28 protein-coding genes are annotated in these 25,357 nt (G+C 40.8%); 27 read left to right on the top strand and 1 reads right to left on the bottom strand.

The features are described from left to right. Positions 1-20 precede the first annotated feature (20 nt). From trpE to LCM09_RS00555, 20 genes are all read left to right on the top strand, one after another. On the top strand, positions 21-1,541 hold the full coding sequence (gene trpE, locus LCM09_RS00650; protein ID WP_425589972.1) for an anthranilate synthase component I: 1,521 nt from the start codon (positions 21-23) through the stop codon (positions 1,539-1,541). Next, positions 1,534-2,556, top strand: a complete 1,023-nt coding sequence (gene trpD / locus LCM09_RS00645; protein WP_224877971.1) for an anthranilate phosphoribosyltransferase — start codon at positions 1,534-1,536, stop codon at positions 2,554-2,556. Before trpE ends, trpD begins: the two co-directional genes overlap by 8 nt. Then, positions 2,549-3,316 (top strand): indole-3-glycerol phosphate synthase TrpC, encoded by a 768-nt coding sequence (gene trpC / locus LCM09_RS00640; protein WP_224877969.1) that lies wholly within the window; start codon positions 2,549-2,551, stop codon positions 3,314-3,316. Before trpD ends, trpC begins: the two co-directional genes overlap by 8 nt. Continuing rightward, complete coding sequence (locus LCM09_RS00635) at positions 3,306-3,938, top strand: phosphoribosylanthranilate isomerase (RefSeq protein WP_224877967.1); 633 nt, start codon at positions 3,306-3,308, stop codon at positions 3,936-3,938. The genes trpC and LCM09_RS00635 overlap by 11 nt, the downstream gene beginning before the upstream one ends. A 2-nt stretch (positions 3,939-3,940) precedes the next feature. Continuing rightward, a complete protein-coding gene (gene trpB, locus LCM09_RS00630; protein ID WP_224877965.1) occupies positions 3,941-5,125 on the top strand; it encodes a tryptophan synthase subunit beta in 1,185 nt (394 codons plus the stop codon). After that, a complete protein-coding gene (trpA, locus tag LCM09_RS00625) occupies positions 5,118-5,945 on the top strand; it encodes a tryptophan synthase subunit alpha (protein WP_224877963.1) in 828 nt (275 codons plus the stop codon). Before trpB ends, trpA begins: the two co-directional genes overlap by 8 nt. Before the next feature lie 9 nt (positions 5,946-5,954). Continuing rightward, the gene (hisC, locus tag LCM09_RS00620) at positions 5,955-7,058 is read left to right on the top strand and encodes a histidinol-phosphate transaminase (protein WP_224877961.1); all 1,104 of its coding nucleotides are present in this window, start codon (positions 5,955-5,957) and stop codon (positions 7,056-7,058) included. Beyond that, a complete protein-coding gene (locus LCM09_RS00615) occupies positions 7,055-8,158 on the top strand; it encodes a prephenate dehydrogenase (protein ID WP_224877959.1) in 1,104 nt (367 codons plus the stop codon). The genes hisC and LCM09_RS00615 overlap by 4 nt, the downstream gene beginning before the upstream one ends. 19 nt (positions 8,159-8,177) lie before the next feature. Continuing rightward, positions 8,178-9,464 carry a 3-phosphoshikimate 1-carboxyvinyltransferase gene (aroA, locus tag LCM09_RS00610; protein ID WP_224877957.1) on the top strand — a complete coding sequence of 429 codons (1,287 nt, stop codon included), beginning with the start codon at positions 8,178-8,180 and terminating at the stop codon, positions 9,462-9,464. A gap of 259 nt (positions 9,465-9,723) precedes the next feature. Beyond that, entirely contained in the window at positions 9,724-10,716 is a 993-nt protein-coding gene (locus LCM09_RS00605; protein ID WP_224877955.1) for a hypothetical protein, read from the top strand. Beyond that, positions 10,656-11,924, top strand: a complete 1,269-nt coding sequence (locus LCM09_RS00600; protein WP_224877953.1) for a tetratricopeptide repeat protein — start codon at positions 10,656-10,658, stop codon at positions 11,922-11,924. The genes LCM09_RS00605 and LCM09_RS00600 overlap by 61 nt, the downstream gene beginning before the upstream one ends. A 77-nt stretch (positions 11,925-12,001) precedes the next feature. Further along, on the top strand, positions 12,002-12,538 hold the full coding sequence (locus LCM09_RS00595; RefSeq protein ID WP_224877951.1) for a ReoY family proteolytic degradation factor: 537 nt from the start codon (positions 12,002-12,004) through the stop codon (positions 12,536-12,538). A gap of 72 nt (positions 12,539-12,610) precedes the next feature. Further along, entirely contained in the window at positions 12,611-13,435 is an 825-nt protein-coding gene (locus LCM09_RS00590; RefSeq protein ID WP_224877949.1) for a GNAT family N-acetyltransferase, read from the top strand. After that, positions 13,432-13,902, top strand: a complete 471-nt coding sequence (locus LCM09_RS00585) for a YpiF family protein (RefSeq protein ID WP_224877947.1) — start codon at positions 13,432-13,434, stop codon at positions 13,900-13,902. Before LCM09_RS00590 ends, LCM09_RS00585 begins: the two co-directional genes overlap by 4 nt. Positions 13,903-14,033: 131 nt before the next feature. Then, positions 14,034-14,531, top strand: coding sequence for a ubiquinol-cytochrome c reductase iron-sulfur subunit (locus tag LCM09_RS00580; protein ID WP_224877945.1), 498 nt, complete (start codon positions 14,034-14,036; stop codon positions 14,529-14,531). 12 nt (positions 14,532-14,543) lie between these two features. Then, positions 14,544-15,215 carry a menaquinol-cytochrome c reductase cytochrome b subunit gene (qcrB, locus tag LCM09_RS00575; protein ID WP_194221909.1) on the top strand — a complete coding sequence of 224 codons (672 nt, stop codon included), beginning with the start codon at positions 14,544-14,546 and terminating at the stop codon, positions 15,213-15,215. Positions 15,216-15,273: 58 nt separating this feature from the next. Further along, positions 15,274-16,041 (top strand): menaquinol-cytochrome c reductase cytochrome b/c subunit, encoded by a 768-nt coding sequence (locus LCM09_RS00570; protein WP_224877943.1) that lies wholly within the window; start codon positions 15,274-15,276, stop codon positions 16,039-16,041. A 66-nt stretch (positions 16,042-16,107) separates the two neighbouring features. Next, positions 16,108-16,701: a lipoprotein heptaprenylglyceryl N-acetyltransferase LhaT gene (gene lhaT / locus LCM09_RS00565; RefSeq protein WP_224880009.1), complete on the top strand. Its 594-nt coding sequence runs from the start codon at positions 16,108-16,110 to the stop codon at positions 16,699-16,701. A 67-nt stretch (positions 16,702-16,768) separates the two neighbouring features. Beyond that, positions 16,769-17,542: a sporulation protein YpjB gene (locus tag LCM09_RS00560; RefSeq protein ID WP_224877941.1), complete on the top strand. Its 774-nt coding sequence runs from the start codon at positions 16,769-16,771 to the stop codon at positions 17,540-17,542. 97 nt (positions 17,543-17,639) lie between these two features. Then, a complete protein-coding gene (locus LCM09_RS00555) occupies positions 17,640-18,317 on the top strand; it encodes a zinc metallopeptidase (protein WP_224877939.1) in 678 nt (225 codons plus the stop codon). Positions 18,318-18,702: 385 nt separating this feature from the next. Here LCM09_RS00555 and LCM09_RS00550 read toward each other — a convergent pair whose 3' ends face one another. Next, positions 18,703-19,572 carry a YitT family protein gene (locus tag LCM09_RS00550; RefSeq protein ID WP_224877936.1) on the bottom strand — a complete coding sequence of 290 codons (870 nt, stop codon included), beginning with the start codon at positions 19,570-19,572 and terminating at the stop codon, positions 18,703-18,705. Positions 19,573-19,754: 182 nt separating this feature from the next. Here LCM09_RS00550 and LCM09_RS00545 point away from each other — a divergent pair, with 182 nt between their 5' ends. Genes LCM09_RS00545 through LCM09_RS00515 form a run of 7 tightly spaced genes read left to right on the top strand, consistent with a single transcriptional unit; the run spans position 19,755 to position 25,298 of the window. After that, positions 19,755-20,093, top strand: a complete 339-nt coding sequence (locus tag LCM09_RS00545; protein ID WP_224877934.1) for a nucleotide pyrophosphohydrolase — start codon at positions 19,755-19,757, stop codon at positions 20,091-20,093. Position 20,094: 1 nt separating this feature from the next. Further along, on the top strand, positions 20,095-20,895 hold the full coding sequence (gene dapB / locus LCM09_RS00540) for a 4-hydroxy-tetrahydrodipicolinate reductase (protein ID WP_224877932.1): 801 nt from the start codon (positions 20,095-20,097) through the stop codon (positions 20,893-20,895). Between the two features lie 11 nt (positions 20,896-20,906). Beyond that, the gene (gene mgsA, locus LCM09_RS00535) at positions 20,907-21,320 is read left to right on the top strand and encodes a methylglyoxal synthase (RefSeq protein ID WP_224877930.1); all 414 of its coding nucleotides are present in this window, start codon (positions 20,907-20,909) and stop codon (positions 21,318-21,320) included. Further along, complete coding sequence (gene bshB1 / locus LCM09_RS00530; protein ID WP_224880007.1) at positions 21,307-22,005, top strand: bacillithiol biosynthesis deacetylase BshB1; 699 nt, start codon at positions 21,307-21,309, stop codon at positions 22,003-22,005. The genes mgsA and bshB1 overlap by 14 nt, the downstream gene beginning before the upstream one ends. A 10-nt stretch (positions 22,006-22,015) precedes the next feature. Further along, the gene (bshA, locus tag LCM09_RS00525; protein WP_224880004.1) at positions 22,016-23,152 is read left to right on the top strand and encodes an N-acetyl-alpha-D-glucosaminyl L-malate synthase BshA; all 1,137 of its coding nucleotides are present in this window, start codon (positions 22,016-22,018) and stop codon (positions 23,150-23,152) included. Continuing rightward, positions 23,149-24,336, top strand: coding sequence for a CCA tRNA nucleotidyltransferase (locus tag LCM09_RS00520; protein ID WP_224877928.1), 1,188 nt, complete (start codon positions 23,149-23,151; stop codon positions 24,334-24,336). The genes bshA and LCM09_RS00520 overlap by 4 nt, the downstream gene beginning before the upstream one ends. After that, positions 24,321-25,298 (top strand): biotin--[acetyl-CoA-carboxylase] ligase, encoded by a 978-nt coding sequence (locus LCM09_RS00515; protein ID WP_224877926.1) that lies wholly within the window; start codon positions 24,321-24,323, stop codon positions 25,296-25,298. The genes LCM09_RS00520 and LCM09_RS00515 overlap by 16 nt, the downstream gene beginning before the upstream one ends. The last annotated feature ends 59 nt before the right edge of the window (positions 25,299-25,357 follow it).

Below are 25,357 nucleotides of genomic sequence, written 5' to 3'. Positions count from 1 at the left end.
TCCATTACACTAATGGAGGAGTGAGAAAGTTGACCACAGAATTTTCTTCTTTTAAAAAGGATGCAGCAACTTATCGGACCATCCCACTAATGAAATCGTATTTTATGGATACGACAACCCCAATCCAAATTTTTCAAAATTTAGGTGAGCGCGCAAGTTTCTTATTAGAAAGTAGTGACCAGGAATCGAAGTGGTCAAGGTATTCATTTATTGGAACAGATCCAATCTATTCACTTGTCGAACGACGTGGCGTTTTCTCAGTTATTGATACCGAAGGAAAAAGCGTATTAACGAGACAGGCATTTCAAACAGGTGTAGAAGCCCTTTTCCAATTAATGAACCCTAAAACAATCGATTCAGATTTCCCATTCTATGGTGGAGCGGTTGGCTATATTGGCTATGATTCGATTAGTCAATTTGAGAAGGTACCTGAACATCCGAAACGAGATAAAGATTTCCCTCTCTATCATTTGCATGTTTGTGAAAATCTTTTGATCTATGATCATCACCTTAAACGTCTTACCGTTAGTCATAATGCAAGAATAAATGAGGGTGAGCACCTTAAAGAAACATACCAGTATGGCATCCATGTCATAGATGAACTTGCTGAGTTAGCAGCGGTTCCTGTTCAAAATAATGCGCTTTACATTCCAGATAATATGGACGACGAAGTGGATTTCTCTCAAGTGACATCTAATTATCCAAAAGAGAAGTTCTTAGCTGATGTAGAAAAAATAAAACAATATATCCTCGAAGGAGACGTGTTTCAAACAGTCCTTTCTCAACGGTTCGAGAAAGATATTTCTGTTGAAGGATTGGACCTTTACCGTGTATTAAGAATAATTAACCCTTCACCTTACATGTTCTACCTAAAGATGGATGATGTTGAGATTATCGGGAGTTCACCTGAAAAACTTGTACAAGTGCGAGATGGAACGGTTGAAATCGATCCAATCGCTGGGACTAGAAAACGAGGGAAAACGGAATCAGAAGATCTCTCTCTTGAAAATGAACTGTTAGCAGATGAGAAAGAACGAGCGGAGCACTATATGCTTGTAGATCTTGCAAGAAATGATGTCGGGAGAGTATCAGAATATGGGAGTATCTCAATACCTCAATTGATGGAAATCGGCCGTTTTTCACATGTTATGCATATTGTTTCTCGAGTCACAGGGGTGTTATCTCCTTCAGTTACGAGCCTTGATGCTGTTATCGCTTCGTTCCCTGCAGGAACCGTATCGGGTGCTCCGAAAATAAGAGCGATGCAAATTCTTAGGGACCTTGAGCCAACTCCTAGATCGATCTACTCTGGGGCGATCGGTTATATTGGCTTCGATGGCAATATCGACTCTTGTATTGCGATTCGAACGATGGTCGTGAGAGACGGAAAAGCCTATATACAAGCAGGAGCGGGAGTTGTAGCAGATTCGGTACCCGAAAAAGAATGGGAAGAAACACGAAATAAGGCGAGTGCTCTTATAAAAGCGATTCAGGTAGCGGAAGCCATTTTTTATAGAAGGGAAGAGCAGCTCAATGTTTAAACAACAACTAAAAGATATGGTAAATGGATCAACACTATCTGAGGGAACAGCAGAGAAAATGATGGATTTCATTATGGAAGGTCAAGTGGATGATGCACAGATTGCTAGCTTCCTAACATTATTAGAAGTGAGGGGAGAGACAGTTGACGAGCTGACGGGCTTTGTTCGTTCGCTAAGGAACCATGTGCTACAGCTTGATCACGGAGGTCTCCCACTAATCGATACATGCGGAACTGGCGGAGATGGACAGTCAACCTTCAATATCTCGACTGCAGCAGCGATATTGGTATCGAGCCAGGGAGTTAAAGTAGCGAAGCACGGAAATCGAGCGGTTTCATCAAAAAGTGGAAGTGCGGACGTATTAGACGAATTGGGGATTCCGACGCAATCTTCAAGAAACTTAGCAGTTGACGTGTTAAGAGAGAAAAACATGTGTTTTCTATTTGCGCCAAACTACCACGTCGCTATGAAGCATGCGGTGAATGCTAGGAAAGCGGTCGGTTTTCGAACTGTGTTTAATAGTCTTGGACCATTAGCTAATCCTGCTGGAAGTCAATCGCAATTGATCGGTGTCTACTCTCATGAGAAAGCACTGAAGATGGCTGAAGCGCTAAAGAGACTTGGTACGAAGAGAGCTCTTCTCGTCACTGGAGGAGAGGGAATGGATGAATGCTCGATCAGCACATATACCGATTTTGTGGAATTAAGAGATGGTGAGATCGATACGTATCGATTAACTCCTGAAGAGGTTGGTTTAGAGTCACACCATTCAAATGAACTTAAAGTCGAGACCGCGAGAGAGAGCGCTAAGATCATTTCCGATATATTTGATAATAAAGCAAACAAAGCGAGTAGTGGAATCGTTCTATATAATGCTGGTGCCGCTCTTTATCTTGCAGGAGTATGCGAGTCGATTGCAGAAGGCGTTCGTATTGCTAGAAAAGCAGTTGAGAGTGGAGATGCGAGTAAACAACTAGCATTGCTGAATGGAAAGGAGCTTAACGTTCATGCTTGATAAAATTGTGGAAGTGAAAAAAGACGAGTTGAAAAACTTTACGATGCCGAACCCCATCGAAGTGAACCATGTATCGCTAAAAGATAGTCTACAAAATGCTAATCATGATATCGGATTGATTGCAGAGGTCAAAAAAGCATCCCCCTCAAAAGGCATTATAAATGAAAATTTCGATCCAGTAGAAGTTGCTCTCGCTTATGAACGAGCTGGAGCAGATGCAATTTCTGTACTTACCGATGAAACGTTTTTCAAAGGGAAAAACGCATTCCTATCACAAGTTAAGAAGCATGTTAACCTTCCTGTTCTCAGGAAAGATTTCATCATCGATGAAAGACAGATTGAAGAGAGTAAGCTTATTGGGGCAGACGCCATATTATTGATCGTGAAAGTTCTAGGAGCTAAGAAGACGAAAGAATTTTATGACTTAGCGAAGGATCACAACCTGGAATGCCTTGTGGAAGTTCATTCTAAAGAGGAGCTCCAAGCTCTAACAGAGATATTTGAGCCAGAGATTATTGGAATCAATAACCGGAACTTAGATACGTTTGATACATCGACAAAGAACACAAGTGATTTGAGTCGATTCGTACCTTCTCACTCATTGATGATTAGTGAGAGTGGGATATCAGAGTTTAGTGATATCAAAGATGTGATGAAAGTAGGAGCATCAGGTGTTCTTGTCGGAGAAGCACTGATGAGAGACGGCATGTATGAAGAAAGGATAAGCCATCTGTTTGGAGGAGCTGTTTATGAAGCCTAAGTTAAAGTTATGTGGTAATAGATCACTTGAAGATTGGAAACTCGTACGAGAAAGTCATGCGAACTATGCAGGATTTATTTTTGCTAATAGTCCTCGTAGAGTAGAACAAAGCCAAGTAGGGAAATGGTTAGCGGATTATCCACCTACAGGAATGAAGATTGTTGCTGTTTTCGTTAATCCTGATTTAGAAGAGATAGCTGATACGGTTAGTAGTGTGCCGATCGATATCATTCAACTTCACGGGAATGAGAATGCTGCATTCGCTACGAAAATAAAGCAAATGACTGGGAAAGAAATATGGAAAGTCATCCATCATCATAACGGAGCAAAAGAGGAAATGGCGAATTTCGCTTGTATAGCTGAAGGATACGTAATCGATACGAAACTACCAGGGCAATGGGGAGGAACAGGGAAAAGGTTTGATTGGGAATCAATTCCTTCCTACAAAGAAGTAGCTGAAAAGCAGGGAGTGCCATTGTTTGTTGCAGGCGGTATCAATGCAGATAACGTTTCTGAACTTCTTGAGTATCACCCTGACGGAATCGATGTATCAAGCGGAATTGAGCGAAACGGTGGGAAACATTACGACAAAATCCAAAAACTCCAAGAAAGGCTGTGTTAATCATGACAACAAAGGTACCTGATCAACGTGGTAGATATGGACAATTCGGCGGGAAATATGTTCCTGAGACGGTGATGTATGCACTTGAGGAATTAGAAAGCTCATTAAACGATGCGATGAAATCAGAGGAATTTATCGCGCACTATCATGAAGAACTAAAAAAATACTCTGGGAGACCGACACCGATCACACATGCGGAGAATTTATCGAGCCGTCTCGGCGGAGCTCAAATATACCTTAAACGAGAAGACCTTAATCATACAGGTGCTCACAAATTGAATAATGCGATTGGACAAGCATTACTTGCTGTTCGTATGGGTAAGGAAAAAATCGTAGCTGAAACGGGCGCTGGTCAGCACGGTGTAGCTGCCGCAACAGTTGCTGCAAGGTATGGTCTAGAATGCAAAGTCTTTATGGGTGAGGAGGACATTAGACGACAAGAGTTGAATGTATTCAGAATGAAGCTCTTAGGAGCGGAAGTAGTGCCTGTATCTTCAGGAAGTAAGACATTAAAAGACGCTACGAACGAAGCGATTCGTTACTGGGTATCGAATGTAGAGGATACATTCTATTTGATCGGATCAGTCGTCGGACCCCATCCATATCCTAAAATGGTTCGAGACTTTCAACGTGTAATCGGTGATGAGTCACGTACTCAAATGGAAACTCCGAACAAAATCATCGCCTGTGTTGGGGGCGGAAGTAATGCGATGGGCATGTTCTATCCTTATCTAGAAGAAGATGTCGATTTGATTGGTGTTGAAGCTTCAGGTAAAGGTATTCATACAGGCAAACATGCAGCTACATTATCAGAAGGTCGACTTGGCGTTATACACGGTTCGATCACATATCTCCTCCAAAACGAAACGGGCCAAATCCAAGAGCCTTATTCGATTTCAGCCGGGTTAGATTATCCAGGTATCGGACCGGAGCATGCTTATTTATCGGAAACAGGTCGCGTAACCTATAAAGGAATCACTGATCAGGAAGCATTAGATGCTCTGGAGATTCTATCAGAGGAAGAGGGAATCATCCCTGCGATCGAGAGTGCTCATGCACTAGCAGAAGCGATCAAACAAGCACCAGAACTCCCATCTTCTGACGTGATTCTTGTTTGTTTATCAGGTCGAGGAGATAAGGACGTTCATACGATTATGGAACATCTCGGAGGTGAGGTAGATGAATAAACGATTCAAAGAACATGTAGATGGTAAAAAGGATTTATTTATTCCATTCATAACAGCGGGAGACCCTAATCCTGAATCAACGATCGACCTTGCGATCATGCTTCAAGAAGAAGGGGCAAATGCAATTGAGCTCGGAATCCCTTATTCTGACCCTCTTGCAGATGGTCCTGTTATTCAACGCGCATCCGAACGCGCATTAAAGAATGGGATGAGCCTTGAAAAAGCGATGGATTTAGTTCCTAAAATGCGAGAAAAAGGACTTCAAATACCTGTAATTATATTTACTTATTATAATCTTTTGTTACAATTAGGAGAAGAACGCTTCTTCGCTTTAGTGCGTAAAAATAACGTTGATGGTCTTTTAGTTCCAGACCTTCCATATGAAGAGAGCGAAGAATGGAGAGAGAGCTGTGAGAAAAACGAAACGGCTCTCATTTCACTCGTCGCACCTACAACTTCGGAAGAACGCTTAAAGAAAATAGCTAATGAGGCTACTGGTTTTCTCTACTGTGTTTCTTCACTTGGCGTAACAGGAACAAGGTCTCATTTTGGGAGTCCTGTTTTCACTTTCTTAGAACGAGTGAAAAAACACAGTAATGTGCCTGTAGCAGTTGGCTTTGGTGTTTCTAGCCCTGAGCATGTGAAGGAGCTCAAAGATTACTGTGACGGTGTTATCGTTGGAAGCGCGATTATTAGGCAAGTTGAATCACAAGTAGATGCATTGCAAAATAAAGAGTTACAAAAGGATGCTATCGAACAAATCCGAGCTTATGTTAGGGATTTGGTCGCTCCCTTTGAGAAATCGAAAATTCATTCGTGAGGTGCAGTTATGATTCCAAAACGTCAACTAAAGGGCCTGACCCCTTACAAACCAGGTAAACCGATTGAAGAAGTGAAAAAGGAGCTTGGTTTAAAAGAAGTTATAAAGCTCGCTTCTAATGAGAATCCGCATGGATCATCTCAGTCTGTAAAAGAGGCCATTAAGAAAGAGCTTTCAGAGCTTCATATTTATCCAGATGGCTACGCAGCATCGTTAAGAGACGCTGTTGCTGCATATCTTAATGTCGATAAAAAGCAGTTGGTTTTCGGGAATGGGTCTGATGAAGTCGTACAAATGATTTGTAGAACCTATCTTGAAAAAGGAACCAATACTGTAATGGCAACTCCTACGTTTCCGCAATATCGTCACAATGCTGTTATTGAAGATGCGGAAGTTAGAGAAATCCCTCTACAAGAAGGGAAGCATCAGCTCGAAAAAATGCTTGATGCGATCGATAAAGAAACACGTATCGTTTGGGTATGCTCGCCAAATAACCCAACAGGTGAGCATGTAACCGAAATGGAGCTAATTGAATTTCTAAACCGAGTGCCTGAAGATGTTCTCGTTGTTTTAGATGAAGCTTATAAAGAGTATGTAACAGCGAGTGATTTCCATGATTCTTTACAAGCTTTACCTAAATACAACAACCTTGTCATTCTTAGAACGTTCTCAAAGGCATATGGCATAGCTGCGCTAAGAGTCGGCTATGGCGTTGCAAGTCAGGAAGTTATTCAGACGATCGAGCCTTCAAGAGAGCCGTTTAACACTTCTAGAGTTGCTCAGGCAGCAGCGATTGCTGCGCTTAATGATCAGAAGTTTATCGATATATGCCGTGAAGAAAATGCAAAAGGAAGAGAGCTTTATTACGAGTTTTGCCGAGAAAATGGACTTACTGTCTATCCATCACAAGGTAATTTCGTACTCATTGATTTTGAGATCCCTTCTGATGAGGTTTTCGAGCATTTGCTTAGAAAGGGTTATATCGTCCGTTCGGGGAGTGCTCTAGGATTACCTACATCTCTCAGGATTACGGTCGGTTCAGAAGAACAAAATAAGGAAATCATTTCTCACCTAACAGAGTTTGTAAAAGAACGGAGAAACTTGCCCTCATGAAAAAAGAAATAGCAGTGGTTGGGCTTGGGTTGATCGGTGGTTCTATCGCCCTTGCGATAAAGAAGGCACATGAAGATGTTGTTATAAAAGGGTTCGATGTGAACGAAAATCAACTAAAGCTCGCACAAGCATTAAGAGTAGTGGATTTAACAGCTTCTTCTCTTGAAGAGGCTGTTAAATCAGCTGATGTAATCATTATTTCTACGCCAGTCGTGCAAACTGAAATGATCCTCGATCAGCTCAGTGAGCTTCTATTAAATAAAGAGGTTATTGTAACAGACGTTGGGAGCACAAAGCAGTCTATCGTTGAGCATGCAAAAAACATATTGCCAACAAACGTAACATTCATAGGGGGACACCCCATGGCTGGTTCTCATAAAACAGGCGTCTCTGCTGCAAAGTCTCATTTGTTTGAAAATGCATTCTACATCCTAACACCTGAAACAGGTGTTGATGCAGATAAATTAGATGAATTAAAGCATTTGCTAAAAGGGGCAAATGCAACTTTTGTAGAGTTAGACGCTAAAGAACATGATTATTTAGTAGGGCTAATCAGTCATTTCCCTCATGTTCTAGCTGCTAGCCTTGTAAACTATGTAAGTTCAAGTAATCAGAATGAAGGTTTGAATGTGGCCAGGTTTGCGGCTGGTGGGTTCCGTGATATCACGCGGATCGCTTCGGCAAGTCCTGTAATGTGGCGCGACATCTTACTTAGAAATAAACACGTTCTTCTTCAGATGATCGATGGTTTAAAGGATGAGCTCGGACGTATTCGTACGCATATTGAGAGGGAAGATGGGGATGAAATCTTCAGCTACTTCGCTGATGCAAAAGATTTTAGAGATGGTTTACCTGTTCGCTCAAGAGGAGCGATACCTGCATTTTATGATTTGTTTTTGGATGTTGAAGATGAGCCTGGTGTTATCGCTGCAGTTACACAAAACTTAGCAAGTGAAAACATATCTATAACAAACATTAGAATCATCGAAACGCGTGAAGATATTATGGGCGTATTGCGAGTTAGCTTCAGGTCTGAAAGCGATCGTGACCGAGCAAAGCTTGTACTTGATACTTATTTTAAAACGTATATAGATGACTAGTAAGGAGATGCAGAACAATATGGAAACGATCAAGAGAGCCAAACGGCTGGAAGGTAGCATCACGATTCCTGGTGATAAATCCATCTCACATAGAGCAGTAATGTTCGGTGCTATGGCCAATGGGACAAGTAAAATCACAAATTTTTTACCTGGCGATGATTGCTTGAGCACGATATCATGTTTTACAAAAATGGGCGTGAAAATCGAACAAGTAGGAACTTCGGTTACCGTACATGGGAAGGGGATCGATGGCCTACAGGAACCAGCCGAACTACTGGATGTTGGAAACTCAGGTACGACTTTCCGATTGATGATGGGTGTTCTTGCTGGTAGATCATTTTATTCCGTATTAGCTGGCGATGATTCTATTGCAAAACGTCCAATGAATAGAGTTTCCATTCCTCTTCTAGAGATGGGAGCTAAGATTGATGGTCGGGATAATGGTACATACGCGCCGATTTCCATACGCGGCGGACAACTAAAAGGCATTCATTATTCTTCACCTGTTGCGAGTGCACAGGTGAAATCAGCTATTCTTCTTGCTGGACTTCAGGGTTCAGGTACAACTTCAGTAACAGAGACACATCGTTCGAGAAATCACACTGAAAACATGCTTGAGAGCTTCGGTGTAAACGTTGTTCGAGATGGTCTTACTGTTCATGTTGAAGGTGGTCAGGAGCTCATAGCAACGGATGTAGAGGTTCCTGGTGATATTTCCTCTGCTGCTTTTTTCCTTGTCGCAGGTGCAATTGTGCCGGATAGTACGATAACGCTTCTGAACGTTGGTATTAATCATACTCGTTCAGGAATTATTGATGTGTTAGAGCAGATGGGGGCAAACCTTTCTATTAAGAACAGGCGAGTAATCAACCAAGAAGAAGTTGCAGATCTTACGATTAAGACAAGCAACCTCTCTGGGATTACTATAGAAGGCGAAATGATTCCACGCCTTATCGATGAGATTCCTGTTATTGCCCTTCTAGCTACAAAAGCTAAAGGAAGAACGGTTATCAGAAATGCTGAAGAACTCAAGGTTAAAGAAACAAATCGCATAGATGCAGTTGTCCATGCATTGAAGCAGCTGGGCGCAAACATTCATGGAACAGAAGATGGGATGATAATTGAAGAAACTGATCGATTATCAGGTTCGACGCTTTCTAGTCTTGGAGATCATAGGATTGGAATGATGCTAGCAGTTGCTGGTTGTATGACAGATGGTGATCTTAAGCTTGAGAACCCTGAAGCAATCAAAGTGTCATACCCTGATTTCTTTGAGCACATGAAGCAATTGAGAGTAAATTCTTAAGAATTTACTCTCTGTTTTATTAGAAATAAAAAAATATTACTAACTTTTCTAAATAATCTGTTGATTTAATCGATTTCCCTGTTATACTAAGGATAGTAATGGTTTCTCTCCACTCCTATCCATATTTATTTTTGTCCCTGTGTTTTGAAAGCGCTGTCAAACGCTTTCTGCACAGGGAATTTTTTTATTGGGTGGGGTATCATAAACGTGAGTAATCTCTCATAGCCTGTCATTATAGAATGACAGGGGAGGATTCCTTTTGAAACACCTATATAATAAGGCTTCCATTAATAGTGTGAGTGATGAGTATAATCTAGTTGCTGGAGAGAAAGTAACGTATAAGACGAACGAGGGTCGATTGGAGAAAGGAATCTGTTGTTCATTAAGTGGTTTTGTCATGTACCCTGGAAAAGTGGGTTTTGATGAAAAGATGTATTCGTTGTCGAGTGATAATTTTTCAAGTGAAATCGAAAAGTACGTGCAGTGCGGGGTTACGACATTAATGACGATTGTTCCTATTACTTCTGAGAGAAACTTTGAGGAAGAATTGCATCATGCCCTTAAACCTTTCAATGAATGTCCGATTGATTATGTTCCTGGTATACGTATGGCTGCTGAACGAGTCACACCTGAAGTGATGAGAAAGTGTGCCCGTTACCATTTGCCTTTTATACTGCTCGATTTTGAACAAGAATCGACTTGGAATAACTTTGTGTTCGAGTGGATTCATCAAGCTAACTTTCCTTATCGAGCCGCGATGATGGTAAACTTGGGATTTTTGTCAGATCTTCCAGAGTTAATACGTGTGAAAGAAAAGAAACATTGCTATGACTTGATCAAAAGAAAGGGACTCGACCCATTCGATTATGATAGCATTGAAAATTATGGGGTTTCTAATTCCTTTTTAAAACGGACAGGGCTTTTCCCTCTGAAAGGGACGTTAACTCAAGGGTCGCATTTCGATTATAATCTTTATTCCACTCATATAGGCAATCGAGTTGATGAACAACCCATTCTTGATTATCATGGAGAAGAACCAGCTATTATCGGACTACGCGGTGAAATCATTAAAGTAGATCAACAATACATGTTGAAACGAGGATTCGGACAACGGTTAGACATTAAAAAGCCCGGATTCTTCACTGCAAGTCATGCAAATAAAAAAAGTAGAGCTAGAAGGAGTTTTGGGTCGTGGAGCGTCTTAAACAAGCTATCTCCCTCATTGAGGCGGGTAATTTCGAAGAAGGATTAAAAGAATTAACAAAAGTACGCGAAACAGCGGATCATGAAGGGCTGTATGATTTATCAAATATTTATTACAGCCTCGGACTTATAGAAGATGCTCGAGATGTCGTTGAAGAGCTATTGATGCATTATCCAAATGAAGGGGAGCTTCTTGTACAAGCGGCAGAATGCTATGTTGATCTTGAACAAGAGCAAGAAGCGATCGCTGCACTCAGTAAGATCGATGAGAACGACGCTGCCTATCCGCCAGCATTATTATTACTTGCAGATCTTTACCAAACAGAAGGTCTAGAAGAAGTTGCTGAGCAAAAAATGCTTGAAGCGAAACGAATATCACCTGATGAGCCGATTATTGACTTTGGTCTTGGTGAATTTTATTTAACTCAAGGACATCATAGTAAGGCAGTTCCATACTACGAAGCGGTGATTAATACGAAAGGCGAGCTCGCTAATGAAAACATAGAGCTCAGACTTGCTGAAGCCCTAAGCGGAAGCGGGCAGTTTGAAGAAGCGATTACGTATTACGAAAAAGGGCTAGAAAACGCTCGTGAAATCAATGCTTTGTTTGGTTATGGATTTACAGCTATCCAAATTAACGATTATAAGAAGGCTATCCATGCATTTAAAGAACTTAAGGATTTAGACCCACAATATAGTACGCTTTATCCTTATTTAGCGAAAGCATATGAAGAAGAAGGTGCCCTTACTGAGGCATTAGAAACATTAGCCCAAGGAATTAAAGTGGATGAATACAATGAAGAACTTTACTTGCAAGCAAGCAGACTAAGCTTTAAATCGCATGATGAAGAAAGTGGTGAGAAATACTTAAGGGAACTACTTGCCATTAACCCTTCTCATGTAGAAGCCGCTAAGACCCTTGCTACATTCTTTAGAACTGAAGAGAGATATGATGATATTCTCGACCTCATCGAAAACATTGAGGAAGGCGAAGAGACCGATCCTTATCTAGACTGGTCAGCTGCAACAGCTCTCGCACATGAAGAGAAATATAAAGAGGCAATAAAACGATATGAGAATGCATATACTTATTTCAAAAACGATCCATTGTTCCTTGAAGAGTATGGCTTATTCTTAATAGAAGAAGGTCGGAGAAAAGAAGCGATCGAATTATTTAAACAAGCCTTGAAGCAAGATCCGACATTAACTCACCTTGAAGAAGACATTATGCGTTTTGAGGAAGAAACAAATCAATAGGATTAAGAGCGGATTGGAAGGATATTCATCTTCAATGACGAATTCTTAATTTAGGAAAATCTCAGGGAGGAATCGCTATGAGCAGCTCCGTTTCAGTCGTTGAAAAAAAGGACTTTCTTAAATGGTTCCTGAAAAATTATCAGGTAAAGAAGCGTGAATGTGTCTGGCTTTTGAATTATTTAATCAGCGACGAAGTTCTTATGGGAAATGTTCATTTTGTTGAGAATGCAGAATTTTGCCCGAAGGCTCTCGTTATTTCTACACACTGTGTAGAAAACGCTCCTTTCAGATTTTACAAACATAATATCATTACGACTGATCCTGAAAAATCATTCCATGATATCAGGTTGAATCAGGACGAGCCTATTTTTATTCAGCTTAACTTCAAAAGTAAAAATGTTTCTCCTCACTATGTAGCAGTGCTTGAAGAAAATCCTTTCCTGCCAGAGAACATGGCAGCGGATAAGAAGTATTCCTTCCTTGCAGAGATGGTGCTTGATGAATCATTCACTCGATTTAAGCGCGAATCAATCTTGAAGCAAATAGACGATGCCCTGGACCGAAAAGATATGGATAGATTTGAGCATCTGAGCAAACAGTTAAATAACCTTTAACCCTTGAAACTTTTCAAGGGTTTTTTTATACTTTTAAAAAGGTTTACATGGGTAAAAGATGGAGGTTCAAAGGTGATTAGATACTTAACATATTCAGATTATGGTCTACTAGAAAATATGAAAACGAATATTCATAATGATTACATACTTAGAATCTTTCCAAGACTTGTTGAGCAAGGATCACTGTTAGGATATTTTGAGAACGATCGGTTAATAGGTATAGCGGGGCTTACAGTATTTGAGGATGAAATAGGCATACTCGGCAGGTTGCGCACTGATGTTACTTATAGAGGAAGAGGGGTAGCGACATCCTTAATGAAAGAGCTTATACAAAAAGCTTATGTGAGTGATTCTATGAAATGGGTGGGTTACGCTACAGAAATGGATAACATACCAGCCAATGAACTATCTAAGAATTTAAATATGTCAATGAAATCGAAGCTTGTTTCAGCTCGTATCCGTCCAGGTGAAATAGATGGAACAGATGATGGATTGGTATTTAAAAGCATAACGGATCCTTTAGTGAAGCGATCAGAACTAATCAACAGTTTTAAAGAAAGTCAGTTCTCTTTCTTTCCTTATGAAATTTATTATCCACTACCCTACACTCCATCCTTAAGTAACCTATACATGGAGAAACTAGAGATGTATAGTAGTGGAGGCGGAAGTTTTTTTCTAATGAGAGATGAGAAAGGTGATTCTTATCTTCATGTAAAGCTATTTAACGCTCATCTTCTTACGAGTAAACCGATGTGGAATATTATTAATAAGATAGCGAATGTTGAGGGAAGAACGATCTGGATTGATCTGCCTAAAGAACATGCTGATATGCTAGGAGAATCTTTTCAGAAAACAGTTTGGCATTTAATTGGACAAGGGAGGACGATGAAACTATGAAATGGACAGAAAGTGATATTGAAGTATACGCAAAAGAAAGAGAATACGTGGACACGGCCGTTGTTCCTTTGATTCCAATATCTCTAACTTCAAATTTAAAGAGTACAGTTTCGATGGGTGAATATATCAACATTATTTCAAATGAACTCGAGAGACAATTGAAGGGCAGATTACTTTTGGTTCCAGCCTTTACATATCTCCAATCTGAAACTCAAGATTCTCGAACTGAAAGATTTAAAAAAATAGAGGACGAATTAACAGATGGTGGAATGAAACATATTATTACACTTACTTCAGATGTAGATTGGAAGCAATCCGAAGAGCACCTATCTAGCGGTCTGCTGTGGATGCCAGCGATCCCTCTTGAGCACATGGATGAACAACATAAAGTCGAAACAATTTCAGCACAAATCAAACAAGTTTTGCAATTTGTAACAAATAAGTGGCAAAGTAGTATAAAAGGCTGATTTGAGGCAAGCTAAAGACTAATCAGAATATTGACAGCGTAAGAGTGACTACGCTATCATAGGAATGTCCTAGTTATATGTGTGTATTATACGTCCGGCTGGACTGACTTCATAGGATAGGGGGGAAACCAATGGCGAAGAAGAAGGAAGTAACAAGACGCCAATTTCTAAACTACAGCCTGACTGGTGTAGGTGGTTTTATGGCAGCTGGAATGCTTATGCCGATGGTTCGATTTGCGATCGATCCATTGTTAAAGGAAAAATCTAAGCAAGACTTTGTTCCTGTAATGGAAACAAGTGAAATTACCAATCAACCAGTACGAAAAGAATTCAAAATCGACCAGGTAGACGGTTGGTACGAATCAGAAGTAACACAATCCGCATGGGTTTACAAAGATGAAAAGGACGAAATAGTCGCTCTTTCACCTGTATGTAAGCACCTTGGATGTACGGTTGACTGGGCTTCAAATCCTGCATATCCTGATCAGTTTTTCTGCCCATGCCATGCAGGTCGTTACACAAAAGACGGCGTGAACGTTCCGGGCACACCGCCTCTTGCACCACTTGATGTTTACAACAAGAAAGTCGAGAATGGAAAACTTTACCTCGGAAAACCTGAACCACGTTAGGGGGCGTAATCTATGTTAAATAAGATCTATGATTGGGTAGATGAACGCTTAGATATTACGCCTATGTGGCGCGATATTGCGGATCACGAAGTGCCTGAGCACGTTAACCCGGCTCATCACTTTTCAGCGTTTGTTTATTGTTTTGGAGGATTAACGTTTTTTATTACAGTAATCCAAATTTTATCCGGGATGTTCCTTACAATGTATTATGTACCAGACATTGTGAACGCCTGGGAGTCTGTTTACTATCTTCAAAATGAAGTAGCATTCGGACAAATCGTTCGAGGAATGCACCACTGGGGAGCTAGTTTAGTTATCGTTATGATGTTTCTACATACTCTTCGAGTGTTCTTTACAGGTTCGTATAAGAAACCTCGTGAACTAAACTGGGTTGTCGGTGTACTAATTTTCTTCGTAATGCTTGGCCTAGGATTTACAGGATATCTCCTTCCTTGGGATATGAAAGCACTATTCGCAACGAAAGTTGGTCTAGAAATTGCTGTTACGATCCCTGTAGTTGGTGAGTGGGCGAAAACCCTACTTGCAGGAGGAGAAATTATCGGGGCTCAAACACTTGCTCGTTTCTTTGCGATCCATGTGTTCTTCCTTCCAGCAGCATTGCTTGGATTGCTTGGTGCCCACTTTATTATGATTCGAAAGCAGGGTATTTCTGGCCCGTTGTAAGATGCGGCTGATTTACATGTAAATACCAAACAATTTTTTTTACGAAGGAGGGGGACAGATGCATCGCGGAAAAGGAATGAAGTTTGTGGGCGATTCGCGTATTCCTGCGCAAAGAAAGCCAAACATTCCAAAAGATTACTCAGAGTACCCCGGCAAAACTGAAGCGTTTTGGCCGAACTTTCTATTAAAAGAATGGATGGTTGGTGCTGTATTCCTTATCGGTTACCTAGCACTAACGATTGCTCATCCGTCTCCGCTCGAACGTGTAGCGGATCCAACGGATGCAACATATACACCACTTCCAGACTGGTATTTCTTATTCTTGTATCAACTCTTGAAGTATAAATATGCCGCAGGGGATTACACGCTAATAGGTACGATCGTTATGCCAGGTCTTGCTTTCGGTGCCCTATTGTTAGCACCTTGGCTTGACCGCGGACCTGAAAGACGACCTGCAAAGCGTCCTGTAGCAACTGCACTTATGTTACTTGGTGTTATCTCGACTGTTTATCTAACTTGGGAATCCGTTGTTACTCATGACTGGGAAAAACAAGCTAAGCAAGGTGAAATTGTTGAGGCAACAGTAGACAAAGAGTCAGAAGGTTATCAGATTTATTCCTCGCAAAGCTGTATCGGATGTCACGGTGATAGCTTGCAAGGTGGCTCTGGTCCATCACTTCTTGAGACCTCTCTAAAGCAGGATCAAATCAAAGACATTGCAGTAAATGGTATTGGTGGTATGCCAGCTAACGCATTCAAAGGTTCTGACGAAGAGCTAGAGAAGTTAGCAGCATTTATTGTTGAGACTGCTGAAGCGAATAAATAATGTTGAAAAGCTGACTGTAAAGGTCAGCTTTTTTTCAATCATTTACTAATGAGGAGAAGGCAGATGATTCACGAACTTTTCTATATTCTAAAGTCAAAACCAATTCTGTGGAGCATGCTCATCATCAATGTACTTGGAACAGCTTATGGGTATTACTGGTACGGATGGCAGCTCGAAGATACTGCACCTGTCTTTTTATTGTTTGTACCTGATAGTCCGACTGCAAGCTTGTTCTTTTGTTTTGTTCTAATTGCGTTTTTGTTAGGGAAAAACTGGCCGTTACTTGAGGCGTTAGCTGCTGTGACGTTATTCAAGTATGGGATATGGGCTGTTGTTATGAATATCATGGTTATGCAAGTGACAGGTGTTTTATCTCCAATCGCGTTGATGTTGATTTTATCTCATTTTGGGATGGCCATAGAGGGATTGCTATATTCACCGTTTTACAGAATTAAGAGCTGGCATCTGATTCTTGTAGCTGTTTGGACGTTACATAACGATGTGATCGATTATGTGTTTGGACAAATGCCGAGATATTCCATTTTACATGAATACACATTACAAATCGGGTATTTTACATTCTGGCTATCTATTGCGTCACTACTGCTCGTTTACATACTATCTATTAGAAATACTCGTACAAAGTTGACTATTCAATAAAGAAGAGTTAATGGTCTACTCTTGTCCCTTTTATCATACATTGAATTAGGATGAAGGAGGGACAGGTATGGTTAGACGATTACTCCTGGTTTTATTGCTTTTCATTCTTCCTATTAACGTACTTGCTACAGATAATGACACAAGACAATCATGGGATGAGCTCGCTTCAAAAGTTCTTGAATTCGGGAAGCAAGAAGAGTTCGAGAGAGCTAAGGTAATGCTTGAACAATTTGCTGAAGTATTCCCTGGTTCAGAGGGTACTGACCTCTCGACAACTGAAATGCGCATTGTATTGAATACTCACAATAGAGCATTACATTCAGCCACTGCGATCAATCAAGAATCAGATCAAAGAGTGAAGGCACTAACTGAATTCCGTCTCGCTGTTGATGCGCTCGTTACAGAAGAGCAGCCGATTTGGCGCCAAACGGATGATAAGATTCTTGGGTTAATAGAAGAAATGAAAGCAGCTGTGGACCACAAAGATTACGATGTTTATGAAAGGAATCTACAGACGTTCTTAGGGTCTTATAGTGTCATTCGACCAGCTCTTGGAATTGATTTATCTACAGAACTTCAACAAAGACTCGACTCCCATATTGCATTCTTTGAAAACTATGGTTCTTCCCATAAAAAAGAGTTATTGACGCAACTTGAGACAATGGAGACAGATTTTAAAGAAGTGTATGAAGGTCCGGTTGAGGAGAACGAGACATCGATCGTTTGGATGATTTTTTCCATAGGTGGAATAATAACTGTTACGTTACTCTATGTTTTATATCGAAAATATCGTGGAGAAAAGACAGATGTGAAAAAATATAAACAGGTAGAGAAAGATTAAACACTGTTATGACAGTTAAATGATTGACTTTTACGGTTTATTTGACTAAAATTGACGTTAGATAGAGAGATAGAGATACTACTATGGAGGAATGGAAATGGCTAGTATTCTGATTTATTTTGCGCTTCTATTAATCATACCGCTCTGGGCTCAAAGCCGAGTGAAAAGCGCGTACAAAAAATATTCAAAGGTTCCCAATTCATCAGGAATGACAGGTGCTGAAGTAGCACGAAAAATCCTTGATGAAAATGGTTTATATTCAGTAGGAGTAGAAGAAGTTCGCGGTCATTTATCAGATCACTACGACCCGCGTTCTAAGACGGTAAGGTTGTCTTCAGGCAATTATCACGGACATTCAGTTGCAGGAGCAGCGATCGCAGCTCACGAAGTAGGACATGCTATTCAGGATGAGCAAGATTATGCACCATTACGTTTTAGACATACGTTAGTACCAGTAGCTAATTTAGGATCTAACTTTAGTTATTTTGTTATCTTAGCAGGTATTTTGATGTCGTCAGCAAACTTCATCCTTCTCGGCATCATTTTCATGAGTGCTGCTGTACTTTTCCAACTCGTAACGTTACCGGTTGAGTTTAACGCTTCTAGTCGTGCGATGGAACAAGTTGTTTCATCAGGAGTCATTCGAAATGACGAAGAGCGCGAAACGAAGAAAGTATTGAATGCGGCTGCCCTCACGTACGTTGCAGCTGCAGTAGTTGCACTACTTGAACTTGTGCGCTTCGTATTCATCTTCCTCGGAATGAACGAAGATTAATAAGTAAACCTCGCCTAAAGGCGAGGTTTTCAGTTTGTATTGGACCTGATTAATGTGTTCTCTATGTACATGTAAACTTTCTGAGAGATTTGTATTAAGTAGTCCTTTGTTCTATTTCTATAAAAGTAATTTAATTTGCTTTTGTCTTGGTTTTCAATACTACTTACTAATGTTGATTGGAGCGGAAGGGTGCTCGACTCCTGCGGGACGTGCGGGACAGGTGAGACCCCACAGGAGCGTTTTGAAAGCGACGAGGAGACTCACCGCCCGCCCCGCGGAAAGCGAGCATCCTGTAGCGGAAATCACCACCATACCCGTGAAAGATAGTCCTAAAAACTTTCTGTACAATCTGAAAACCTCGCCCTTCAGGCGAGGTTTATCTCGATTAATCTTCAATTGGATTTTTATTTTCATCTAACGTAAATCCTTCTCCAAGGACGTCGTGCACATCATTTACGGCTACGAAGGCATGTGGGTCCACTTGGCGAATAATACTCTTCAGCCTCGAAAGTTCATTTCTTGCTACTACACAATACAGTACTTCCTTCTGGAGTCCTGAAAAGCTCCCTTTCCCATTTAGAACTGTTGCACCTCGGTCCATCTCTTTCATAATCGTTTCAGCAATCTCTTTGTTATTCTCGGATATGATCATCGCTGCTTTAGCAGCATATGAACCTTGTTGGATAAAGTCTATGACTCTTGCTGCGATAAATACAGCAACGAGTGTATACATCGCTTCTTTATAATTTAAATAAACGAGGGATATGGCAATTACACAGAAATCAAAAACAAACATGGTTCGACCCATGCTCCAGCCTGCGTATTTAAAACCGAGCCTCGCAATGATATCTACGCCACCCGTGGTTCCTCCGTATCTGAAGATAATCCCTAACCCTATACCGATGAAAACCCCTGCAAACAAAGCTGCGAGCGTCATGTCATCTCGTAGAGGAATCGAAAGAGCTGAGTAACGCTGGAAAATCCATAGAAATACGGATAGCGCAACTGTTCCTAACAAGGTGTATATAAATGACTTTCTACCTAACAAGCGCCAGCCTATAAAAAACAGTGGAATGTTCAAAACCAAGTTAGAAATGGCAGGGTCTATATTGAATAGAAAATATAGCAAAAGGGTTATCCCTGTAAATCCACCTTCAGCTAAGTTATTTTCCATATTAAAATGAACGAGTCCAAAAGCAAAAATAGCAGATCCTAATAAAATAAAGATGACATTCTTCAACCGTATCCCATCCATATCCACACACTCCTTTACGTACATTACGGGCAACAGCATTTATTATAATCAAATATCGAGCGAACGGCAATTTGATTTTGATATACTTTCTACTGATGAGTTATGACTAGCATTGACTAAATATTTGTCAAACCCCTGTCTTTTAGCTAACATAGTAGCAGATGAGAAAGGTGGAATCACTCATGTCAGAGAAGACGATTAAAGATATGCAAGAAGAAGTAGATCAATACATAAGTCAATTCAAAGAAGGCTACTTCAGCCCGCTTTCCATGTTAGCAAGAATGACTGAAGAGTTAGGAGAGCTTGCTAGAGAAGTGAACCATCATTATGGGGAGAAGCCTAAGAAGAATAGCGAAACTGAAAGGTCTATGGAAGATGAGATGGGAGACCTTCTTTTTGTTTTAACTTGCTTTGCAAATTCTTTAGACATCGACCTAGATGAAGCATTTGACCGGGTTATGACTAAATTCAATACGAGAGATAAAGATCGTTGGACGAAGAAAGAAGAGGAGAGTGAGTAAGATGGATATGGTAAAGATCGTAGTAGCAGGACCAAGAGGGAAAATGGGGAGCGAAGCAGTAAAGCTCGTTGATCGGACAGACCATTTCTCATTAACAGCTGTAGTGGATTCAAAACAAACTGGGGAGACTGTAAAAGACATCAAAGGTTTACCACCCCTAGACGCTCCAGTGTACACTGATCTTGATGTTTGTCTATCTGAAGTTGAATGTGACGTGTTGATCGATTTAACAACGCCTGAGTACGGGAAAAAACATATGGAAATCGCGTTTCAACACAATGTAAGACCTGTTGTAGGTACAACTGGTTTCTCGACTGAAGATGTTGAAAACTTATCAAAGCTAGCAGACCAAAAAGGAATTGGTGCCATAATCGCTCCTAACTTTGCGATCGGTGCTGTCTTAATGATGAAGTTTGCTTCCATGGCTGCAAAATATTTTCCTGACGTTGAAATTATCGAGCAGCACCATGATCGTAAGCTCGATGCTCCTTCAGGAACAGCAGTGAAAACAGCCAAAATGATTTCTGAAGTCCGTGAACAGAAAGAACAAGGACATGAGGATGAAAAGCAAGATCTAGAAGGTGCTAGAGGTGCTGATTATGAAGGCATGAGAATTCATAGCGTGAGACTTCCTGGGCTTGTTGCTCATCAGGAAGTGTTGTTCGGTGGTGAAGGACAGACGCTCAAGATTCGTCATGATTCTATGCACAGAGGTTCATTTATGCCTGGTGTACAGCTTGCTGTTGAAACCGTATTGAAAATCGATCAGTTGGTATATGGGCTTGAGAATATAATGGAATAGGGGATGGTCTAATGAATATCGCCTTAATTGCTCACGATAAAAAGAAAGATGATCTTGTTCGATTTACAATTGCTTATAAACAAATTTTAGAACCACATACGCTTTATGCAACTGGAACAACAGGAAAACGCATTATCGATGAAACCGGATTAACGATCCACCGCTTCCAATCTGGTCCTCTAGGTGGCGATCAGCAGATTGGTGCTATGATCGCTGAAAATGCTATGGATGCGATCATCTTCTTTCGTGACCCATTAACAGCGCAGCCACATGAACCAGATGTAACTGCGCTGATCAGACTATGCGATGTATACAATGTTCCTCTAGCAACAAATATGGGAAGCGGAGAGATCCTTGTACATGCTTTGAGAAGAGGAGAACTGGATTGGAGAGAAATTGTACATGGAAGAAATACAGAAACTTGATATATTAGCATTCGGCGCGCATGCAGATGATGTTGAGATCGGTATGGCTGGTACATTGAAGAAACTTGCAGATAGTGGGAAGCGAACTGGGATATGTGACTTAACTGAGGCCGAGCTATCTTCAAATGGAACGGTTGAACAAAGAAAGCAAGAAGCAAAAGCAGCTGCAGATATTCTGATGGTTTTAGGTCGCTATAACCTCGGTCTACCCGACCGGGGACTTAATGTGTCTGAAGACTCGTTGGAAAAGTGTGTTGAGCTTATAAGAGCAGTCCAACCGTCTACAGTCTTCATCCCATACTTTGAAGACCGTCATCCAGACCATGGTCATGCTGCTACATTAATAGAAGAAGCGGTATTCTCAAGCGGTATTCGAAAATACAAACCTGAGTTAGGGAATGCTCACAAAGTAAAACGAGTTTACTATTATTTTATTAACGGGTTTCACAAGCCACAGTTTACTATTAATATTACGGATCAGATCGATGCAAAAAAGAATGCTTTAGAAGCTTATGAAAGTCAATTTGTCCTTACCGAAGACCGAATAGAAACCCCATTAACAAACGGGTATGTTCAAAAGGTAATCCATCGAGAATATCTTTATGGAAAAGAATCTGGTGTCGAGTACGCTGAAGGGTTCATATCTAAGAACATGCTATGTATGGAAGAGATACCGTTAGAATAGGAGTAAGATGATGAAGTTAAAAATCGGCATTACGTGCTATCCGACAGTTGGAGGCTCAGGGGTTATTGCAACTGAGCTTGGAAAAATGCTTGCTGAAAAAGGACATGAAGTACATTTTATTACAAGTAGCGTTCCATTTAGGCTTGATACATTTCATCCGAATATATTTTTCCATGAGGTAGAGGTCAACCAATACGCTGTATTCCGTTACCCGCCTTATGATTTAACACTAGCTAGTAAAATGGCTGAAGTTATACAACGTGAGAATTTAGATCTCCTGCATGTTCACTATGCTGTTCCTCATGCTGTTTGTGCGTTTCTTGCAAAAGAGATGGTGGGAGGGAACGTTAAGATCGTAACGACTCTCCACGGGACAGATATAACTGTATTAGGCTATGATCCATCTCTAACGCAGCTGATTCGATTTGGTATCGAGAAGTCAGATTGTGTGACAGCTGTTTCTAGAGATCTTGTCAGACAAACACAAGATCTACTAGAGACAGACAAGCAGATACAGACGGTCTATAACTTTGTCGATGAACGGGTCTATTATCCGAAACGTCGCGAAGATCTACGAGTTGGGTATGGGATTACTGAAGAAGAAAAAGTAATCGTGCATATATCTAATTTCAGAGGTGTGAAACGAGTTCCGGATGTTATTAAGGTTTTCAATCAAGTACAAAAAGAGATTCCAGCAAAGCTTCTTCTTATTGGAGACGGTCCAGAAATACAGGTGGCATGCAGATTAGTGAAAGAGCTCGGGTTGGATGAGAAAGTGAAGTTTCTCGGAAAACAAGAGAACGTAGCTGAAATCTTGTCGATTAGCGATTTGAAGCTGCTTTTATCTGAGAAAGAAAGTTTCGGCCTCGTAGCTCTTGAAGCGATGGCTTGTGGCGTACCAGCTATAGGTACAAACATCGGCGGCATCCCTGAAGTAATCGAACACGAAGTGAACGGCTTTATTGCAGAAGTAGGAAACGTAGATGAGATCGCTTCTTATGCTCGTAAACTTTTATCTGATCGAGAATTACACAAGAGATTCAGCGACGAATCGCTTAAAACAGTTCAAAGAAAATTTGGTTCTGAGTTGATATTGGAGCACTATGAATCTCTATACTATAAAACCATTCAGGAGGAGCTAGTTTGATTCAACTCGAAGGTGTTACTGCTCTGAAGTGTCTCAAAGTCCTAAAGCGTCTGAAAGATGCAGGCTACGAAGCTTATATCGTTGGTGGAGCGGTTAGAGATCTTTTGCTAGACTTACCTGTTTCAGACTTCGATATTGCTTCTTCTGCGCATCCAAACGAAGTTATGAAGCTTTTTAAAAAAGTTATTCCAACTGGTGTGAAACACGGAACAGTAACGGTCGTCTTTGAAGATGAACCTTTTGAGGTGACAACGTTTCGATCTGAAAAGAAGTATGACGACTTTCGTCACCCCTCTGAGGTTCAATTCTTGAGTCATATCGACGATGATTTGGCCAGAAGAGATTTTACGATAAACAGTATGGCTCTTTCAGGAAATGGTGAGATCGTAGACCCGTTTCAAGGTAGGGGAGATTTGAAAAAAGGGTTGATCCGCACAGTTGGCCATGCTGATGAACGATTTACCGAAGATCCGTTAAGGATGGTAAGAGCGTTACGATTCTTAAGTGTCTTTTCCTTTCAATTTGAAGAAGAGACCATACAGGCCATTAAGAAACATGCATCCCTTCTATCACATATTGCAGTTGAAAGAGTAGCAACTGAATTTACTAAACTGCTAGCTGGTGCTGCTGTAGAACGAGCATTGAAATTGATCGTTGAAACGGGAGTTTATTCCTATTTGCCAGGTTTAGACGAGATGAAATCATACCTAGAGAGAGGTATGAAAGTGAGTCTTTTGGAAACTGATGAAGAACGTTGGGCGTGGCTCGCTTTTGAGGTTGAAGACCCTGTTCTTTTTTTGAAAAAGTGGCGACTATCGAACGATGTTATCAAAAAGGTGCAAAAGATTTTAAGTGTTAGTAAGAAAGTGCAACGAGTCGGATGGAACCGAGAAACTGTATACTTCGCACGTCCACTTGATAAAGAAAGTGAACGCGTACTAGCTGTTGTACACGATCGAAAACCTACATATGAACATATTGATCTCATTGCTTCAGCTCTTCCGATCTCCTCTTCTGATATGTTAGCTGTAACAGGCGAAGACCTATTAGCATGGACAGGTCAAAAACCAGGTCCTTGGGTTGGTGAGAGTCTTATGAGGATCGAACAAGCGGTTCTTAAAGAAGAGGTTACGAATGAGAAATCTAGCATCAAAAGGTGGCTTGAACATTGGCAGACTCAATAAGACAGCGATTGCTGCAAATGCTTGAAGAACATACCGATACGTATGTTTCAGGACAAATGATTAGTGAATCTTTGAATGTCTCACGAACTGCAATTTGGAAACATGTTGCTGAGCTGAGGAAGAATGGATATGAGGTTGAAGCGATCCAAAAGAAAGGCTATCGAATCGTGACTCGTCCGAACAGCCTCTCGAAAGAGGAAATTAGCTTGAAACTTGATACGACATTTATTGGTAGTGAAATCCATGCCTATCCATCGGTTGAGACGACCCAATTCATTGCTCATAATCTAGCTCATGAAGGAATACAGGATGGAGCGATTGTCGTTGCTGATGAGCAGACTGCAGGTAAAGGAAGGCTGGGTAGATCGTGGCACTCTCCAAAGGGTAGCGGGATTTGGACGAGCATCATTCTAAGACCAAAATTACCTCCTCAACGTGCGCCTCAATTCACATTGATCGCTGCTGTGAGTGTTGTCCAAGCGATCAGAAAGCAAACAGGACTAGAAGCTGAAATCAAGTGGCCGAATGATATCTTGATCAACGGAAAAAAGATAGTTGGAATTCTTACAGAGTTACAAGCAGAAGCTGACCAAATCAAGTCTGTCATCATTGGTATGGGGATCAATGTAAATGCCGCCAAAGAAGACTTTCCATCTGATTTAACTACAGCAACATCCCTTAAGATCGAAAGTGGTGAAGACGTTAACCGTGCAGCTCTACTAGCATCGATATTGAACGAACTTGAAGTGTTATATACAGAGTATATGGAAAATGGGTTTCGCATGATCAAGCTTTTATGGGAAAGTTATGCGATTAGCCTCGGTAGGAAAATTAAAGCAAGGACCTTAAATGGCGTAATTGAAGGTCTAGCGAAAGGGATTACCGAGGAGGGTGTACTGTTACTCGAGTCGGATGATGGCGAGGTTCATCATATTTATTCAGCTGATATTGAAATCTGTTGATTCATTTTCCACATGAATCTGCTATACTACAGGTGTAAGGGCGGTATCTTTGTTAAAGA

It is taken from the genome of Guptibacillus algicola, assembly GCF_020171805.1.
GTDB classification, from domain to species: domain Bacteria; phylum Bacillota; class Bacilli; order Bacillales; family Guptibacillaceae; genus Guptibacillus; species Guptibacillus algicola.
The sequence above is the reverse complement of the archived record's forward strand: the minus strand, read 5'-3'. Positions and strand labels throughout refer to the sequence as shown.

Coding starts and splice junctions, on each gene's coding strand:
- LCM09_RS00560 (WP_224877941.1), top strand. CDS start 16,769: ATGGTTAGACGATTACTCCTGGTTTTATTGCTTTTCATTCTTCCTATT.
- trpC (WP_224877969.1), top strand. CDS start 2,549: ATGCTTGATAAAATTGTGGAAGTGAAAAAAGACGAGTTGAAAAACTTT.
- LCM09_RS00635 (WP_224877967.1), top strand. CDS start 3,306: ATGAAGCCTAAGTTAAAGTTATGTGGTAATAGATCACTTGAAGATTGG.
- trpB (WP_224877965.1), top strand. CDS start 3,941: ATGACAACAAAGGTACCTGATCAACGTGGTAGATATGGACAATTCGGC.
- LCM09_RS00595 (WP_224877951.1), top strand. CDS start 12,002: ATGAGCAGCTCCGTTTCAGTCGTTGAAAAAAAGGACTTTCTTAAATGG.
- LCM09_RS00550 (WP_224877936.1), bottom strand. CDS start 19,572: ATGGATGGGATACGGTTGAAGAATGTCATCTTTATTTTATTAGGATCT.
- dapB (WP_224877932.1), top strand. CDS start 20,095: ATGGATATGGTAAAGATCGTAGTAGCAGGACCAAGAGGGAAAATGGGG.
- LCM09_RS00580 (WP_224877945.1), top strand. CDS start 14,034: ATGGCGAAGAAGAAGGAAGTAACAAGACGCCAATTTCTAAACTACAGC.
- trpA (WP_224877963.1), top strand. CDS start 5,118: ATGAATAAACGATTCAAAGAACATGTAGATGGTAAAAAGGATTTATTT.
- LCM09_RS00585 (WP_224877947.1), top strand. CDS start 13,432: ATGAAATGGACAGAAAGTGATATTGAAGTATACGCAAAAGAAAGAGAA.
- aroA (WP_224877957.1), top strand. CDS start 8,178: ATGGAAACGATCAAGAGAGCCAAACGGCTGGAAGGTAGCATCACGATT.
- LCM09_RS00545 (WP_224877934.1), top strand. CDS start 19,755: ATGTCAGAGAAGACGATTAAAGATATGCAAGAAGAAGTAGATCAATAC.
- LCM09_RS00555 (WP_224877939.1), top strand. CDS start 17,640: ATGGCTAGTATTCTGATTTATTTTGCGCTTCTATTAATCATACCGCTC.
- trpD (WP_224877971.1), top strand. CDS start 1,534: ATGTTTAAACAACAACTAAAAGATATGGTAAATGGATCAACACTATCT.
- qcrB (WP_194221909.1), top strand. CDS start 14,544: ATGTTAAATAAGATCTATGATTGGGTAGATGAACGCTTAGATATTACG.
- LCM09_RS00615 (WP_224877959.1), top strand. CDS start 7,055: ATGAAAAAAGAAATAGCAGTGGTTGGGCTTGGGTTGATCGGTGGTTCT.
- LCM09_RS00570 (WP_224877943.1), top strand. CDS start 15,274: ATGCATCGCGGAAAAGGAATGAAGTTTGTGGGCGATTCGCGTATTCCT.
- bshA (WP_224880004.1), top strand. CDS start 22,016: ATGAAGTTAAAAATCGGCATTACGTGCTATCCGACAGTTGGAGGCTCA.
- hisC (WP_224877961.1), top strand. CDS start 5,955: ATGATTCCAAAACGTCAACTAAAGGGCCTGACCCCTTACAAACCAGGT.
- mgsA (WP_224877930.1), top strand. CDS start 20,907: ATGAATATCGCCTTAATTGCTCACGATAAAAAGAAAGATGATCTTGTT.